The organism is Blautia sp. AF32-4BH (assembly GCF_003460565.1).
Taxonomy (GTDB): domain Bacteria; phylum Bacillota; class Clostridia; order Lachnospirales; family Lachnospiraceae; genus Fusicatenibacter; species Fusicatenibacter saccharivorans.
The window spans coordinates 1-16,252 of sequence record NZ_QTVL01000005.1 but is presented as its reverse complement, the minus strand read 5'-3'; the positions used below and the strand labels follow the sequence as shown (position 1 = coordinate 16,252).

The 16,252-nt window shown below is 38.3% G+C and carries 16 protein-coding genes and 2 pseudogenes; all 18 read left to right on the top strand.

All coding sequences use genetic code 11. The annotated features are described in order from the left end of the window. Positions 1-22: 22 nt before the first annotated feature. Positions 23-1,087 (top strand): glycosyltransferase family 4 protein, encoded by a 1,065-nt coding sequence (locus tag DWZ44_RS07640; RefSeq protein ID WP_117804582.1) that lies wholly within the window; start codon positions 23-25, stop codon positions 1,085-1,087. A gap of 20 nt (positions 1,088-1,107) precedes the next feature. Next, complete coding sequence (locus tag DWZ44_RS07635) at positions 1,108-2,313, top strand: hypothetical protein (RefSeq protein ID WP_117804581.1); 1,206 nt, start codon at positions 1,108-1,110, stop codon at positions 2,311-2,313. Between the two features lie 6 nt (positions 2,314-2,319). After that, the gene (locus DWZ44_RS07630) at positions 2,320-3,477 is read left to right on the top strand and encodes a glycosyltransferase (RefSeq protein WP_117804580.1); all 1,158 of its coding nucleotides are present in this window, start codon (positions 2,320-2,322) and stop codon (positions 3,475-3,477) included. Continuing rightward, positions 3,461-4,036, top strand: a complete 576-nt coding sequence (locus DWZ44_RS07625; protein ID WP_117804579.1) for a serine acetyltransferase — start codon at positions 3,461-3,463, stop codon at positions 4,034-4,036. The genes DWZ44_RS07630 and DWZ44_RS07625 overlap by 17 nt, the downstream gene beginning before the upstream one ends. Before the next feature lie 18 nt (positions 4,037-4,054). Then, a complete protein-coding gene (locus DWZ44_RS07620) occupies positions 4,055-4,978 on the top strand; it encodes a deacetylase (protein WP_117804578.1) in 924 nt (307 codons plus the stop codon). A gap of 8 nt (positions 4,979-4,986) precedes the next feature. Continuing rightward, complete coding sequence (locus tag DWZ44_RS07615) at positions 4,987-6,432, top strand: lipopolysaccharide biosynthesis protein (RefSeq protein WP_117804577.1); 1,446 nt, start codon at positions 4,987-4,989, stop codon at positions 6,430-6,432. Between the two features lie 20 nt (positions 6,433-6,452). Continuing rightward, positions 6,453-7,574 (top strand): ATP-grasp domain-containing protein, encoded by a 1,122-nt coding sequence (locus DWZ44_RS07610; RefSeq protein ID WP_117804576.1) that lies wholly within the window; start codon positions 6,453-6,455, stop codon positions 7,572-7,574. A 64-nt stretch (positions 7,575-7,638) separates the two neighbouring features. Beyond that, on the top strand, positions 7,639-8,754 hold the full coding sequence (locus DWZ44_RS07605; protein ID WP_117804575.1) for a YkvI family membrane protein: 1,116 nt from the start codon (positions 7,639-7,641) through the stop codon (positions 8,752-8,754). Further along, positions 8,748-9,173 (top strand): acyltransferase, encoded by a 426-nt coding sequence (locus DWZ44_RS07600; RefSeq protein WP_117804574.1) that lies wholly within the window; start codon positions 8,748-8,750, stop codon positions 9,171-9,173. Before DWZ44_RS07605 ends, DWZ44_RS07600 begins: the two co-directional genes overlap by 7 nt. A gap of 113 nt (positions 9,174-9,286) precedes the next feature. Next, positions 9,287-9,415, top strand: coding sequence for a hypothetical protein (locus DWZ44_RS18990; RefSeq protein ID WP_256372546.1), 129 nt, complete (start codon positions 9,287-9,289; stop codon positions 9,413-9,415). 85 nt (positions 9,416-9,500) lie between these two features. Then, on the top strand, positions 9,501-9,818 hold the full coding sequence (locus tag DWZ44_RS07595) for a serine O-acetyltransferase (protein WP_158565847.1): 318 nt from the start codon (positions 9,501-9,503) through the stop codon (positions 9,816-9,818). A gap of 34 nt (positions 9,819-9,852) precedes the next feature. Then, the gene (locus tag DWZ44_RS19145; RefSeq protein ID WP_117804572.1) at positions 9,853-10,221 is read left to right on the top strand and encodes a hypothetical protein; all 369 of its coding nucleotides are present in this window, start codon (positions 9,853-9,855) and stop codon (positions 10,219-10,221) included. Then, positions 10,215-10,316 (top strand): annotated as a pseudogene (locus DWZ44_RS19505) (sugar O-acetyltransferase); the annotation flags it as partial. The gene DWZ44_RS19145 and the pseudogene DWZ44_RS19505, both read left to right, overlap by 7 nt. A gap of 187 nt (positions 10,317-10,503) precedes the next feature. Beyond that, positions 10,504-11,541, top strand: a complete 1,038-nt coding sequence (locus tag DWZ44_RS07580; RefSeq protein ID WP_117804570.1) for an acyltransferase family protein — start codon at positions 10,504-10,506, stop codon at positions 11,539-11,541. A gap of 711 nt (positions 11,542-12,252) precedes the next feature. Continuing rightward, positions 12,253-13,638 (top strand): phosphoglucosamine mutase, encoded by a 1,386-nt coding sequence (gene glmM, locus DWZ44_RS07575; RefSeq protein ID WP_117804569.1) that lies wholly within the window; start codon positions 12,253-12,255, stop codon positions 13,636-13,638. A gap of 94 nt (positions 13,639-13,732) precedes the next feature. Then, positions 13,733-15,601 (top strand): glutamine--fructose-6-phosphate transaminase (isomerizing), encoded by a 1,869-nt coding sequence (gene glmS / locus DWZ44_RS07570; RefSeq protein ID WP_117804568.1) that lies wholly within the window; start codon positions 13,733-13,735, stop codon positions 15,599-15,601. 6 nt (positions 15,602-15,607) lie between these two features. Beyond that, positions 15,608-15,811 carry a 4Fe-4S binding protein gene (locus tag DWZ44_RS07565; RefSeq protein WP_117804567.1) on the top strand — a complete coding sequence of 68 codons (204 nt, stop codon included), beginning with the start codon at positions 15,608-15,610 and terminating at the stop codon, positions 15,809-15,811. A gap of 9 nt (positions 15,812-15,820) precedes the next feature. Beyond that, positions 15,821-16,198: pseudogene (locus DWZ44_RS07560) on the top strand (sugar phosphate nucleotidyltransferase); the annotation flags it as partial. Between the last annotated feature and the right edge of the window lie 54 nt (positions 16,199-16,252).

Sequence of the window (16,252 nt, the reverse complement as noted above, 5' to 3'; positions counted from 1 at the left end):
AGCCGTTTGTAATGGAGGAATCATGAAAAAAATAGATATTATAACTAAAGCAATGACTTCCGGTGGAGCAGAAAGAGTAATTGCCCAGCTGGCTAATTATTTTGCTGAACAGAATGTCAGTTGCAGAATAGTTACTACCGATAAACGAGAAGTCATGTATCCGCTCGATGAAAAAGTTAAAGTTGTTGCAATTGGGAAAAAATCAGATAATAAAGCAATTGATAGAGTACTGAGATATAAAAAAATCAGAAGTGTTATTCAAGAAAATAAGCCAGATGTTGTATTGACTATGCCGGAAGATACGGGCATTTATGCAATTTTAGCATTGATAGGTACAGGAATTCCAGTCTATGTTTCTGAGAGAAATAACCCATGGGTCATGCCAAATGTGAAAATCACACGATTTTTAAGAAAATTGGCTTATCCATTTGCAAAAGGCATAATTTTTCAGACAGAAATGGCGAAATTGTTTTTTTCAGAGCATATACAGAAAAAAGGGGTTGTTTTGCAAAATCCAGTGGATGCAACGAGAATTCCAGAACCATACACAGGTGAAAGAAAAAAGGTGTTTGCGGCTGTGGGGCGTTTGGAACCGCAAAAGAATTTCCCGATGCTAATTAAGGCTTTCTCGGAATTTCACAAAGAAGAAAAAGATTATCAATTGATTATTTACGGAGAAGGAAAAGAGCGCACTAATCTTGAAAAGCTCATTAAACAACTTAATCTCGAAGGCTCGGTGTCTTTACCTGGAAGAAACAAAGATGTTCTTAATGCCATTAATGATTCTGCTGCTTTCATTCTTTCTTCAGACTATGAAGGCATGCCAAATGCATTGATTGAGGCAATGTGCATGGGAATGCCTGTTATTTCGACTGACTGTCCTTCGGGGGGACCAAGAGAATTGATTCGTAACGGTGAGAACGGTTTACTTATAGATGTAAATGATGTCGAAGGTATGAAAAAAGCAATGAAGCAGCTCGTCATTGGTAGAGGTGAAACACTTGGGAAAAATGCATATTTAACAGGGAAAAAATTAACAGATCCATATATTTTTGAAGAATGGAAAAATGTACTATTTAGAGTGTGATATTTGAGAGGAAAGTATTAATGGCGCATTTAAGGATAAGAAAACAAGATATACCAATAATTACATTTTGCGTAGGAATTTTTGTTTTTCCATATATATTAAGGGAACGTATATTAGGATCATTGGCATTGATTAATTTTTTGGTTTATTTTGGTTTGATTTATGGTAGTCAAAAAAATGTTCTCATTCTTCCGACAAAGTATAAGAAAGGTATATTTAATGCAGCAGTATGGTTTTGTTATACAGTTGTTGCTACCTTTTTGCTTTTCTATATAAAAGGAAATGAGTGGAGTAGTGTAAGACGAATTTTATTGCTATTCGTATATATATTCCCTGCAATTTTTATATGTACAAAAATAGTTGATGTAGATAAAATTAATCGCTATTCAGATGCGTGGCTAAAAGTGCTTCAGATAGTATGTCGGTTGATGTGCATATTCTGGATCTTAGACAAACTTTTAGGTAATACCATCCAGAATTTATGGGTTAATGTATATCAAAGTAATACTTTGCTTTCTCTCATTAGGTCAGGAAGATTTGTTTCTTTTTACGGTCATGCACTAGAAAATGCAGCTTTTTTTCTAATGCTGCTAATATGGACGACAATAAAAAAAGATGAATATGGAAAGCAAAATTCCACATATATTTTGGATGTTTTTACAGCTTTGTTTGGAATTGCTATATGTGGAAGTAAGTCTGGCTTGATGTTGGCTATTTTGCTTCTTTTGTTATGTAATATAGGATTGAAAAAAGCTAAATATATGATAGCAATCCTTGTGTTATTTTTGGGACTGTATATAACAGGCACGTTCGATTTAATTATATCACGTATTATGGACGGGCTTGCAGCGGGTGATTTGTCAACCGCAAGAAATTCATCACTCGAAACCTTAATGTTAAAGGGTATTGTCGATTTCAAAATGATGGAAGGACATGCTTTTAAATACGGTGATGTAGCAATGGTTGCGGCACTGGAATATCCATTTTTACAATGGTCATTCGTTTGTGGAATTGTATTTACAGTTGTTCAATATTTGATGTATTTTATCAAACCGGGAGTACAAGTACTGTTATCAAAAAAATGGAGTGTATTTATATGCATGCTTGTTTTAATGGCATTTTATAATGGAAATAACGGAATTGTATCATTTAATGATGACTTGTTGATTTATAGTCTAAATGTATGGCTAATTACGCAGGTGGCAGGTAGAAGAGATGAAGGATAGAAGAAAATGCAAAAAAAAATTAAAGTAATGCATATGATTTGGTCAATGGGAGATGGGGGAGCTCAGCAGGTAGTAATTAATTACCTGAGAGACTTCAATAATGATCCAGATATTGAAATCAAGTTATATGTATATACAAAACCAACAACTTCGAAGTATGATCAAGAGATTAAAAGAGAGGGGTACAATGTTGTTTATTTGAATAATCCAATAACAAAATTACAGATTCCATATATCAAAAGATTTTTCCAGAGACCAGTTTCAAAAAAAGTATGGGATCAAGTAATTAAAGATTATAACCCCGATGTTGTACATGTGCATATTTCAGCACTCCTTGGTGTAACGATGCCAGGAATTATAAAAAATAAAGTTCCAGTTCGATTTGATACATTGCATAGCAGTCCATATCGTTATACAGGAAAAATTAAAAAAATTATTTCAAATGCTTTTCAATGTCAAAATGTAATCCCTATTTGTGTCACAGAGGCACAGGTAGAAGAAGCAAAAGAATGGTATGGTATTACAAAGTATGAAGTTGTTCGTAATGGTATAGACATAGAACAAATCAGGAGAAAATGCTGCTCTAAACATGAAGGAAGAGAAGTATTTGGTCTAGAAGATAATTTATTTGTCATAATTGGAGTAGGAAGATTAAACTCGATCAAGAAATTTGACCTACTGCTAGAAGCTTTTGCGAAAGTTCACCAAGTACAATCTGAATCGATTCTAATAATTGCTGGAGATGGTGAAGAAAAAGATAGGCTTATTCATTTAGCAAAGAAACTTGGCGTAGAAAAATCTGTTAGATTTCTTGGTAACATCGCTGATGTAACAAAACTTTATTGTGCGGCTGATGTTTTGGCAGTTACATCTGATACAGAATCCTCATCATTGGTAGCAATTGAAGCGCAGGCATGTGGAACGAGGTGTGTTTTGTCTGCTGGTGTTCCAAAAGAAAGTGTTCTTTTGCAGCAGACACAAAAGCTGGGGAAAAATGCTACTTCGGAGACATGGTGTAATGCGTTACTGAACGATTCTTATAAAAATACGGCGGTAGCTTCCATTGAAGATTATGAAGTGCATAATATGAGTAAAAAAATGAAGGAAATATATTTAAAGTATTATTCGGCGTATGAGGAGAAGCGAGATGTCGATACAAAGTAAAGAAGATTTATTATATTATTTGGAACAAGACCGTATTGCATTAAAGCGCCCAGCTGGTTTTGTGTTGCAAAAAGACAATATTTGGAAATTTGAAATTTTGCTCAGAAAGGCAGAGTACTATTGCAACTGTATGCCGGGCAAGTTGAAAAAGATTAGTTCTATTTATAAAAGAAGGCTATACAGATTGGTTGCAAAATGTGGAGGATTTTCCATTCCAATCAATTGTTTTGGACCTGGATTGTCAATTGCTCATTGTGGAGCTATTGTGGTAAACGATACGGCAAGAATTGGAAAAAATTGTCGTATTCATGAGGGCGTGACCATTGGAGCAACAGGAAAAAATGGACAGGCTGCAATTATTGGTGACAACTGTTTCCTTGCTACTGGTGCAAAAGTAATTGGAGCTGTGCATCTTGGAAATGATATTGCTGTGAGTGCTAATGCAGTGGTTACAAAATCTTTCTCGGAAGATAAAATCACCTTAGGGAGGGTGCCTGCAAAGAAAATAAGCAATCATTCATCGAGAGATTTCCTTGCAGACGGTTTGTTTGAAAATTAGTTTGAAAGGAGAACTAGCATGGTGAAAAAATTTATTATTACAATTGATACAGAAGGCGATGGGCAGTGGAATCCGGATGCGCCTTGTTCAACAGAGAATGCACGGTTTATCCCGCGATTTCAGGAACTTGCGGAGAAATTCGGATTTAAGCCCACATGGTTAACAAACTATGAAATGGCAGAAGATCCATTTTACATAGAATACATGACAGACTGTTTGAGAAGGGATACCTGTGAAATTGGAATGCATCTTCATGCATGGAATAATCCACCAGAGTATCCATTGAAAAAAGTAAATGATCAGAGGGATTATTTATTTGAGTATCCGGAAAACATTATGGACGAAAAGATTCGTGTTATTACCGAAAAATTGGAAAACACTTTTTCTACTAAGATGCTTTCACATAGAAGTGGACGTTGGTCAACGGATGACACCTATTTCAAATTATTAAAGAAGTATGGATACAAGTATGATTGTTCTGTTACACCGTTTATGAATTGGGAAATTTGTGTTGGATCAACAGGAAAACCGGGTTCTGATTATAGTAATTGTCCAACAAAACCATATGAAATATATGATGGAATTATGGAAGTGCCTGTTTCTGTTCGACCGATGAAATACATTGCCACGGATGCAATGCGTTCCATTTACGGGATTGCACATGAATTGAAATGGAGTAATAGAATTCGTTATGCTTGGTTGAGACCCACTAAAAATCCATCTTTTATTGCTCTTAAGAAAGTATTAGATATTGTTAGTAATGATAGCGATTATGCTATGTTTATGCTTCATTCTTCGGAGATGATGCCAGGGGGAAGTCCTTCATTTCCAGATGAGAAAAGTATTGAAGAGTTATATGAGTGTATCGAGAAGTTGTTTGCATATGCAAAGCAAAAAGGGTACATGGGTTGTAAATTATCAGATTATCAAGTAGAGGACTAGTATGAAAAATGGAAAGTAACAAACAAAAAGTAGCAGGAGGGCTGTTTTGGTCTTACGGCGAAAGAATAATGGCACAGTTGGTATCACTTGTTGTGTCCGTTGTATTAGCAAGACTTCTTGATCCTGAAAACTATGGAGTAATATCTATCGTGATGATATTTATCACATTTTGTGATGCAATCGTTTCGGGTGGATTTGGAAACGCAATTGTGCAGAAAAAAGATGCGGATGAATTAGATGTAAATACAATGCTGTGTTGTAGTGTTGCAACATCATTTTTTCTATATGTGATTATTTTTTTTGCGGCTCCAGCTATTGCGGATTTTTACGATATGGACATCATACGTCCAATTTTAAGAGTACTTGGATTACGACTGCTGATTTCTGGTGTTAATAGTATTCAGCGTGCATGGATTCAGAAACGAATGCTGTTTAGACGTTTCTTCGTTTCGACTTCCTTTGGTACAGTTATATCGGCTGTGGTTGGTATATCTATGGCATATAGGGGGATGGGAGCATGGTCATTGGTAGCACAATATTTGACAAACAGCTTTATTGATACGATGGTTTTGCTTATTACAAATGACTGGAAACCGAGACTACAGTTTTCCTGGAGAAGAGCAAAGTCAATGCTTTCTTATGGATGGAAAGTGTTACTAACAACTGTTGTGTATACTATCGAAGGAGACTTGCGAAGCCTTATTATTGGTAAACAGTTTGGATCCGCAGATCTGGCGTACTATGATCAAGGTAAAAAATTCCCGAATCTTTTAGTGACTAATATAAATACATCCATTAGCAATGTGATATTCCCTGTACTTTCAAAAAGTCAGGATGATTTGAATCGAATGCGTACCATATGCAGAAGGTCTATAAGAACAAGTACATACTTACTTGCACCACTTCTAATTGGATTAATTGCAGTAGCAAACGAATTCGTTCAGGTAATTCTATCAGAAAAATGGCTTCCATGTGTACCATATCTTCAGATTCTAACATTAGTTTTTTTAGTAAGACCCTTGACTACAACATGTCAGCAAGCGATTATGTCCACAGGGAGAAGTGATATAACTTTAAAAATAATGATTACAGTAAATGTAACAGATGTTGTATTATTGCTTGTGGCTGTATTTGCAATGAAGAGTGTGCTTATGATTGCGGTAGGAGCGTTACTTACGGAGATTGTAAGTTTGGGATTGTTTATGAAATATGTGAAAAAATGTATAGGATATTCATACAAAGAGCAAGTGTTAGATATTGGGCCAAGTCTCCTTGTGGCAGTATCAATGGGAATTATTGTGTATTGCGTTGGATTGCTAGAACTTAAGACGTTTTTTTTACTGATTGCACAAATTGTAATTGGAGCGATTTATTATATATTAGTATCTTATATCCTGCATTTTGAACCATTTGAGTATATTTTAAAGATGGTAGTCGAAAAATTCAGGAAATGAAGAATTGGGAGAGTGATAATATGGTGACTAATCATAAATGTATCGTTTTTGCTGAAGAACATTACAATCCGTTGGGAGTTATAAGGAGTTTAGGAGAGAGTGGAATCAAATCCATTGGCATTTTTATAAATAGTAAAGAAAAACTAGCGTCTAAGAGTAAATATTTGCAGAAAGTTTATTATGTCAAAAACAGAGAGGAGGGTTACGAAATCCTCCTAAAGGAATATGGAAATGAAAGGGAAAAGCCATATATATTTACATCTGATGATATCACAACTAGCTTTCTTGACCATAAATATGATTTGATTAAGGACAAGTTTATATTCTATAATGCCGGATACAAAGATAGAATTACGCACTACATGGGTAAAGACACAATCCTTCAACTTGCGGAGAAACATGGGATTCCGGTTCTGAAAAATGTTGTTGTTGACAAAGGGGAGATACCAGAAGGATTAGAGTATCCCTTGATTACTAAAGCTGCTATTTCAACAATCGGTGCTTGGAAGAAGGATGTATTTATATGTAATAATCAAGAGGAACTTGAGGAGGCATACAAGCATATTCGTAGTTCTCGTGTAATGCTTCAAAAATATATACACAAAAAAAATGAGTTGGCTCTGGAAGCTGTCAGTGCTAATAAAGGAACAAATTTTTGTGTGACTATTGCATCCACATATAATTATATTCTGCCGGATACATATAGCCCATATATGACGGTAACTAATTTCAAAGACGAAGATTTAAAGTCGAAACTGGAAGCAATGATTCGAGAAATTGGTTTTGAGGGAATTATGGAAATAGAATTTTTAATTGATCAGGATGATAAATTCTATTTTGGTGAAATAAATTTCAGAAATTCAACATGGAGCTATGCATCAACATGCGCAAAAATGCCACTGCCAATAATGTGGATTGAAGCCATGGAAAATAATGTCAAGTTAAAAGATAGAGAGAAAAAGGTTCCGGATAAATTTACTGCGATGGTTGAAGTGTATGATTATCGAACGAGAGTTAAGACTAAACAAATTAGTTTAACAAAATGGCTTAATGATTTAAGACAATCAAATTGTAAATACTATATCGGGAAGAACGATTTTAAACCTGTTCTTGCATGGATGATGGAAAAGATTAAAAGATGAGTTTATTTTGGCGGAAAGGAAGATCTATATATTACGGATAGATCATATGTGTGTATAATAAGTAATGAATAAGAAATTATTTCAAATTTTATCAATTTGTGGAGCGTGCATTTCTTTTTATATAGGAGCAGGATTTGCAACCATGCAGGAGGTGCTCCAGTATGAAGCATCTTACGGTTCGAGATTTTTTTGGGTCATTTTAGTAGTTGCCGGTATCTATATCTACACTAATCTCTCTTTTGCCACAAATGGAAGTCGTCTTAAGATAGCAAGAGGTGGTGATATATTTGGAATATATTGCGGCGTTTTTGGAAAAAAGTTTGGAAAAATAGCTGCTGTGTTTTTTGATTATTTTTCAGCTTTTTTCTGTTATATGAGTTTTGTTGTTATGTGTGGTGGAGCAAACGCTACATGTACACAGCAATGGGGACTTCCAAGCGGTGTTGGTGCAATTGTATTGACAGCTTTAGTAGTTGGGACAGTTATTTTGGGACTGGAAGGAATTGTAAAAACACTTGGGAAGGTTGGACCGATAATAATAGCGATGATATTGATTGTATCGATATATACTGCTATTACAGGAATACCAAACTACAGTAGCAATGTTCAAGCTGTTGATGCTGGTGTTTATTCGTCAGTTATGGCGCAGGTCGGAAATGGAAATCCTCTATTATCTGGAGCTTCTTATGGTGGATTTGTTATTTTATGGTTTGCAGCATTCTTGGCAGAAATTGGGTCAAAAAACAATTTAAAAAATGTAAATTTAGGAATGCTGTTATCGGTACTGTTCATTTTTGGAGCCGCATCAGTTTGCTGCGTTGCATTAATTGGACATATCAATGTGACTGCAGCGGCTGATATTCCAGCTTTAGTTTTGGCTGGTCAGATTTCACCAATTCTTGCACAAATATTTGCAATTATTATATGTGCTGGAATTTATACGTCAGCTGTTCCGCTTTTATGGACTGGCGTTAGGAAAGTGTCGAATGAAGGAACTAAGAAATATAGGATCATTACAATTGCTGGCGGTGTGATTGGATGCATAGTTGCCTGCTTTATTCCATACAAGGGTCTGATAAATGTGTTATATGGAATGAATGGATATCTTGGTTTTGTGCTTATTTTCTTTATGCTAGTTTATGATGCCAAAACCAAAATGAGCAGAAAGGTTAAATGTTAATGTTAGTAAAAAAAATAGTACATAAGATTATAGACCTGTATAAACGGCAAAATCATATCAAATATGCGAAATCCCTTGGTGTCAAGGTTGGGGAAGACAGCAGATTTGTCGATAATCCTATATGGGGATCCGAACCATATCTTATTTCAATTGGTGATCATGTGTTGATTTCTGGAAAGGTGACGTTTCTTAATCATGACGGTGCCACATGGGTTTTCCGTGAGAAAGGTCCGTATAAGGGTACTTACAAATTCGGCCCAATTAAAATCGGCAATAATTGTTTTATCGGATTTGGTGCGACTATTCTTCCTAATGTAACTGTAGGCGATGATTGTATAATTGCGGCAGGAAGTATGGTGACAAAGAGCGTTCCGGCTGGAGAAGTCTGGGGGGGGGGTGCCGGCTCATTTTATTACTAAAACGGAAGACTATGCCAAGAAATGTTATGAAAATAGGTTACCGTATGATCCTGTGCTAATACAAACTGATGCAAAAAATGAGATGCTGCGTGTGTTGAGAATGGAGAAACAAAATGATTGATACAAAAGAAAAATTGAAGCATTGCTTAGCTGTGGAAAAAAATATTTATTTTCCAGGGGGTGGGGATAAGGCTTCCGTTTGGAATACGCGAGAAAGATGTACTTTACGGATATATTTATAATTTGAGAAATGCAGAATATCATTTCAATACTGGACACAAATTACGATATGCATTTTACAAATTTCATCTTTATAGGATGTCGAATTTGTACTCAATTCATATTGGGATGAATGTTTGTGATGAAGGATTAAGCATTGCCCATGTTGGACCGATTATTATTCATGGAAGAAGCAGAATTGGAAAAAATCTGAGAGTTCATGTAGGCGTTAATATAGGAGCAAACGGTGGAGAACCACCAGTTTTAGGCGATAATGTTTATATAGGCCCAGGAGCAAAGATATTTGGAGACATTAAAATTGTAAGTGGGTGTCGCATTGGTGCAAATGCGGTGGTGTGTAAAAATTGTGAAGAAGAAAATAGTATATTAGTAGGAGTGCCTGCTAAAAATGTTACTGCTTTGTAAATAACCAATATGTTAAGAAAACGGAGAAATTGCAATGGCTATGGATAAGATGTTAAAAAAAGGATTGAACAGAAAAAGAAAGTTAAAAATTGGATATTTTGTTGCCTGTCTGCTTGGTGCAAAATATAAATGGAATTTTTTGCGTAAAAATAAAGTGTTTGCTTATCTTGGAGATAATGTTTTATTCCAGCCTAATATGCTTCCAAATGATCCTCAGTATATAAAATTACACGAAAATGTACAAGTTGCAACTGGAGTCACTTTTTTTAATCATGATGTTATAAATACTGTATTTAGCAAAATGCACACAGCGGAAAAAAATGTATTAGCTACTCACATTGAATGTATTGAAGTAATGGAAAATTGTTTCATTGGTGGAAATTCAACGATTGTGGGGGGGTGAAAATTGGCCCTAATGCTATTGTCGCTGCAGGGAGTGTTGTTGTAAAAGATGTACCAGAGGGGACGGTAGTAGGAGGAAATCCTGCCAGAGTAATTGGTAGTTTTTGGGATGTTAAAGAAAAGAGAGAAAGTTCAGAAAAAGTATTCTCAGATTATCCTCAGTTTTGGTCCTATATGTATAAGCACGAAGACCAGCGAATAGAAGAAAAATGGGCAGAGTTTCAAAATAAACATAAAAATGATGCTTCAAGAGAACAAATGATATGAAGGAGTTTTTGTAGGCATGGAGAAAAATACATATGATAAAAGTATCATGAGAACTGGAAGTTGTAACAATAGAAACAAATCGATTGATATTGCAAAGGGATTACTGATTTTATGTGTTGTAATCGGACATGGAACACAAAATCAGAGCCTATCAGATTTTATGTATCGTTTTCATATGCCTTTATTTTTGATTTTATCAGGATGCTTTTTGAAAAAGGTAGAAGACGTAGGAACGTATGCAAAAATGAAGGCAACTCGTCTTTTGACACCATATTTGATTTATATGGCGATAGATTTTCTGTTTTTTGATCATCTACATAATTTTAGCCGAATAATTCATTATCTATATGGTGGAAGATTTATCAATGGCGTCTATTGGTATATAACTAGTCTATATATAGCTTTGGTTGTTGCAGTAATATTACTCAATAAACTTAACAAGAAGCAACTAATGGTCATTGGAATAGTGGGAGGGGGGACAGCAATAATTGAGTCTAATATTATTGGCTCTATTTCATTGCTGAAACGTCCTGGTATTCCATTTGATGCAGATGTTTCCTTGCTCGTTTTATCGTATTTGATAGTTGGCTATATTCTGAAAGATAGAATAGTTGATCTATTTCAAAGACAATCATTAAAGCTGGATGTTATTGCAATAGGTGTTATAGGATTGCTTATATTAGAACATCTGCTAATGGAAAAGTATGGGGTTTCTAGGCAAATTGATATGAAACTTGTTGTTTATAAAAATCCGATTTCTGTATATATTATTCCCACTTTATATGGATTTGTTATTGCGAGACTAAGCGCATTTATAGAACGAAATTGCGGAAGACTAAGTCTATGCTTGGAATATGTGGGAAGTGTTACAATTCCAATAATGTTCTTACATGAACCTTTGAACCGTTTTTGTCCAATGTCAAATTACTTGCTGATCTATTTATTAATTGGAATGGGGATACCTGTTGTGTTTTCAATTGCAGTTAGCAGATTTGAATACTGTAAGTATTTTGGAATTCCTAAGAGAAAAATAGCAAAAAGATATAGGTGCTAACTTCCAATGTTTTTCCTACTCAACGCCATCATAAGTAATTTGATGACGTTGAGTTTCTTTTCACTGCTTGCTCTCTAAGAATGCTGAAATTTCCGCTCTCATTTTTGTGTGTTCATATAGGTGTCAGCTCCCATGAAAGATAGTTATCTGATATATTACAAAATACGCTTGGTGGTTTTATAAGTGCAGTTGTTTGGTAAGCGATGAATAATCCACCGGTTTTTCAGTATCCAAAATTTATGAGATAATCCCTCTAAGGAGCTGCCTGAGCAAAAAGTACTGTAAACAGGAAAGCGTCCGCCATCAATGGTGCTGTGAAACAGGAATGCAAAATATATAAGACAAAGTAGAGCCAGTAGCTGCATTGACATTTTCTATAGGGCAACGACCCTGCTAAAGGAGCATGAGCAGCACCCAACTATGGATAAGCAGAACGAAGGAATTTAGGACCCGTCAGAGGATGGTGATCCTGGTAGACATGAGAGGTTAGTTACTGTAGGTGGATTTGGGAAACAGGAAGGCCTTCATAAGAAGAAACAAAGACGTTTTATTTCTTGTACCTAAAATCATCAGAAATGGACTCCATGAAGTCACTTCATATCCAGAAAACTCTATTTTGTAGATATATGTAACTTATTAACTGTTCAGAAAAGTCAGTAAAATCAAGGCTTTTTGTTGAACATGCACTAAAAAGAATAGAGAGAATAAAAAATGTCTAAATACTTTGGAACAGACGGCTTCCGTGGAGAAGCCGGAATTACATTAACAGCGGATCACGCCTATAAGGTTGGTCGCTTCTTAGGCTGGTATTATAATGCTCTCCGTGAGCGCAACGGTGACACCGACCCTGCTCGTGTTGTTATTGGTAAGGATACCCGCCGCAGCTCGTATATGTTCGAGTACAGCCTTGTGGCTGGTCTGACCGCTTCTGGTGCAGATGCCTATTTGCTCCATGTTACCACTACTCCATCTGTGGCGTACATCGCTCGCGTGGATGACTTTGATTGCGGCATTATGATCTCCGCAAGTCACAATCCGTACTACGACAATGGCATCAAGCTAATCGACTGCTACGGCGAGAAAATGCCTGAGGAAACTCTGCTGCTGGTGGAGGCCTACATCGATGGCAAACTCCATGTCTTTGATAAGGACTGGCCAGAGCTGCCCTTTGCTCATCGTGAGCACATCGGCTGCACTGTGGACTATGTGGCAGGTCGCAACCGCTACATGGGCTACCTGATCTCGCTGGGCATCTACTCCTTTAAGGGTGTCAAGGTCGGTTTGGATTGCGCTAATGGTAGCTCCTGGAGTATCGCAAAGTCCGTGTTCGATGCGCTTGGCGCAGATACCTATGTCATCAATAATAATCCGAATGGTCTGAATATCAATAACAATGCAGGTTCAACCCATATCGAGGGCCTTCAGAAGTTTGTTGTGGAGAAGGGCTTGGATGTTGGTTTTGCTTACGATGGTGATGCCGACCGTTGCCTGTGCATGGACGAAAAGGGCAATATTATCACTGGCGACCATATCCTTTACATTTACGGTTGCTACATGAAGGAACGTGGTAAGCTGTTAAATAATACTGTTGTCACCACAGTTATGTCCAACTTTGGTCTCTACAAGGCTTTCGATGAGCAAGGTATCGGTTACGCTAAGACCGCTGTCGGCGATAAGTATGTTTATGAGTATATGGCCAAGAATGGCTGCCGTATCGGCGGTGAGCAAAGCGGCCATATCATCTTCTCCAAGTATGCGAGCACTGGTGATGGTATTCTGACCAGCCTGAAAATGATGGAAGTCATGCTGGCTAAGAAGAAGCCGATGAGTGAGCTGGCAGCACCGCTGAAGATTTATCCGCAGGTGTTGGAAAATGTCCGTGTGACCGATAAGAAGGCTGCACAGAATGATCCTGTTGTTCAGGAAGCTGTGTCTAAGGTTGCTGAAGCACTGGGCGATACTGGTCGTATTCTGGTGCGTGAGTCCGGCACTGAGCCTGTGGTGCGTGTCATGGTGGAAGCACCAGATCATGATACTTGCCAGAAGTATGTTGACGAAGTGGTTAATGTGATCTGCGAAAAGGGATATAAGGCGTAAAGTCAATGACGACTCTGGCAATTACCCGGAGTCGTTTTGCATAAGAGGGAAAGTATAATAGACGAGAAAAGTAAATATCGGGAGGGATAAACCTATGTGTGGAATCGTTGGTTTTACAGGAAACCGACAGGCAGCACCGATCCTGCTGGATGGTCTGTCGAAACTGGAATATAGAGGATATGATTCGGCCGGACTGGCTGTCCGTGATGGAGAGAATCTGGCACAAGTCGTGAAAGCAAAGGGTCGTCTGTCCAATTTGATCGAAAAGACAGATGGCGGTAAGGCATTGAAAGGAACCTGTGGTATCGGACATACCCGCTGGGCTACCCACGGTGAGCCGAGCCAGACAAATGCACATCCGCATGTATCTGGTAATTGCACCAGATCTGGTTCCGGCCCGGTCGAATCCGAGGTCGTTGGTGTACATAACGGTATTATTGAGAACTATACCGAACTGAAGGAAAAGCTGCTGAAGCACGGTTACACTTTCTACAGCCAGACCGATACGGAAGTAGTTGTTAAACTGGTTGATTACTATTATAAGAAGTATAACCTTGGCCCCATCGATGCTATTGCGAAGACAATGGTTCGTGTCCGTGGTTCCTATGCTTTGGAGCTGATGTTCCGTGACTATCCGGGCGAGATCTGGGTAGCGCGTAAGGACAGCCCGATGATCATCGGTATTGCGGCTGGTGAAACTTATGTGGCTTCGGATGTTCCGGCAATCCTGAAATACACTCGCAATGTGTATTATATTGGAAACCTTGAGTTTGCAAAACTTGTTCCGGGTGAGGCTCATTTCTATGACCTAAATGGTGATGAAATCGAAAAGCAGACCACCGAGATCAAGTGGGATGCAGAAGCGGCTGAAAAGGGCGGCTTTGAACATTTCATGATGAAAGAGATCCATGAGCAGCCGAAAGCTGTCCAGGATACTCTTAATTCCGTAATCAAGAACGGGGTTATCGATCTGTCCAGCGTGGAGATTACCGAAGATGAGATTAAGAATTTCGAGCAGATTTATATTGTTGCTTGTGGTTCTGCATGGCATGTGGGCATGGCTGTTCAGTATGTGCTGGAAGATATGGCAGACATCCCGGTGCGTGTGGAACTTGCATCTGAGTTCCGCTACCGTAAGATGCCGCTCAATCAGAAAGCACTGGTGATCGTTGTTAGCCAGTCTGGTGAGACAGCGGATACACTGGCAGCATTGCGTCTTGCAAAAGAAAAGGGCATCACCACAATGGCAATCGTTAATGTGGTGGGCAGCAGCATCGCGCGTGAAGCTGATAAAGTGTTCTACACACTTGCTGGACCGGAGATCTCTGTTGCTACGACAAAGGCATACAGTGCACAGCTTGCCGCTATGTACTGCCTGGCAGTGCAGTTTGCGAAGGTCAGAGGCAAAATCACGGATGAGCAGTACAGCTATTATATTTCTGAACTGCAGACTATTCCGGAGAAGATACAGAAGATTCTGGAAGACAAAGAGCGTATCCAGTGGTTTGCGGCAAAGTACGCCAACGCTCATGATGTGTTCTTTGTTGGTCGTGGTATCGACTATGCAGTCAGCCTGGAAGGCAGCTTGAAGCTGAAGGAAATTAGCTACATCCACTCCGAAGCATACGCAGCAGGTGAGTTGAAGCACGGCACCATCAGCCTGATCGAGCAGGGAACACTGGTCATCGGTGTGCTGACTCAGAGTGAACTGTATGAAAAGACCGTAAGTAATATGGTAGAGTGCAAGAGCCGCGGGGCCTATCTGATGGGGCTGACTACTTATGGAAAGTACGAGATTGAAGATCAAGTGAACTTCACTGTATATGTTCCAAAGGTAGATGAGCATTTCATTGGCAGTCTGGCCGTGATTCCGCTGCAGTTGCTGGGATACTATGTATCTGTGGCAAAGGGCCTCGATGTGGATAAGCCGAGAAACCTTGCAAAGAGTGTGACGGTGGAGTGATTGGATATGGAAAGAGAAATACCGGTACTATATAAAAGAAAAGAAGAATGTTGCGGATGCACAGCCTGTTATGCTATCTGTCCGAAAGAAGCTATATCTATGGTGGAAGACGAAGAAGGCTTTGAATATCCACAGATAGATGAAAGTAAATGTGTTCGTTGCTATCAGTGCATTAAGGTATGCCCAATTAAAGCAGCACGAGCACAGTAAGGAGAGATTATGAACACAACATTACTTATCATGGCGGCCGGAATCGGCAGCCGATTTGGAACAGGAATAAAATAGTTGAAGCCGGTCGATGATGCTAACCATATCATCATGGACTACTCAATTCACGATGCGATTGAGGCTGGTTTCAAGCATGTGGTATTTATTATCCGTAAGGATATCGGGAAGGAGTTCAAAGAGGCCATCGGTGATCGTATTGCCGCTATTTGCTCTTCTCATAATGTAACTGTTGACTATGCTTTCCAAGATATTAACGATATTCCAGGAGAACTTCCGGCAGGCCGGACAAAGCCGTGGGGAACCGGTCAGGCTGTGCTTGCTGCGAAAAATGTGATTGAGACTCCGTTCATTGTGATCAATGCAGATGATTAGTAAACGGTAGAATACGAGTACCTTGACAAATAGCAGACCGCTTTTGCGGTC